Here is a 1035-nt window from a genome sequence, read left to right on the forward strand (position 1 = left end):
CTGCGCGTAGATCGGGCGCAGGAGGTCCAGGTCGCGGATGATCGCGGCCGGGCGGAGGTCGAAGACCTCGGCGATCGCCGTCTCGATCTTCTCGACGTCGACGGTGGCGGTGCCGAAGGTCTCGACGAACAGGCCCACCGGCTCGGCCTTGCCGATCGCGTACGCGACCTGCACCTCGCAGCGGGTGGCCAGACCGGCGGCGACGACGTTCTTGGCGACCCAGCGCATCGCGTACGCGGCGGAGCGGTCGACCTTGGACGGGTCCTTGCCGGAGAAGGCACCGCCGCCGTGGCGGGCCATGCCGCCGTAGGTGTCGATGATGATCTTGCGGCCGGTGAGGCCGGCGTCGCCCATCGGGCCGCCGATCTCGAAGCGGCCGGTCGGGTTCACCAGGAGGCGGTAGCCCTCGGTGTCCAGCTTGATGCCGTCCTCGACCAGCTCCTTGAGGACGTGCTCGACGACGAACTCGCGGATGTCGGGCGCGAGCAGCGAGTCCAGGTCGATGTCGGACGCGTGCTGGGAGGAGACCACCACGGTGTCCAGGCGGACGGCCTTGTTGCCGTCGTACTCGATGGTGACCTGGGTCTTGCCGTCGGGACGCAGGTAGGGGATGGTCCCGTTCTTGCGGACCTCCGACAGGCGGCGGGACAGGCGGTGCGCGAGGTGGATCGGGAGCGGCATCAGCTCCGGCGTCTCGTCGCAGGCGTAGCCGAACATCAGGCCCTGGTCGCCCGCGCCCTGCTTGTCGAGCTCGTCCTCGTCGCCCTCGACGCGGCTCTCGTACGCCGTGTCGACGCCCTGCGCGATGTCCGCGGACTGCGCGCCGATGGACACCGACACGCCGCAGGAGGCGCCGTCGAAGCCCTTCTTGGAGGAGTCGTAGCCGATCTCGAGGATCTTGTTGCGGACGAGCGTGGCGATCGGGGCGTAGGCCTTCGTCGTCACCTCGCCGGCGACGTGCACCAGGCCGGTGGTGATCAAGGTCTCGACGGCGACGCGCGAGGTCGGGTCCTCTTTGAGGAGCGCGTCGAGAAT

The 1035-nt window shown here is 69.5% G+C and carries 1 protein-coding gene; it reads right to left on the minus strand.

The genetic code is table 11. The features are described 5' to 3' along the window. Positions 1–1035, minus strand: a 1035-nt coding sequence (gene metK, locus ABD269_RS35265) for a methionine adenosyltransferase (protein ID WP_344124714.1), incomplete at both ends; no start/stop codon positions are given.

Source organism: Streptomyces blastmyceticus, from assembly GCF_039521185.1.
GTDB lineage: Bacteria > Actinomycetota > Actinomycetes > Streptomycetales > Streptomycetaceae > Streptomyces > Streptomyces blastmyceticus.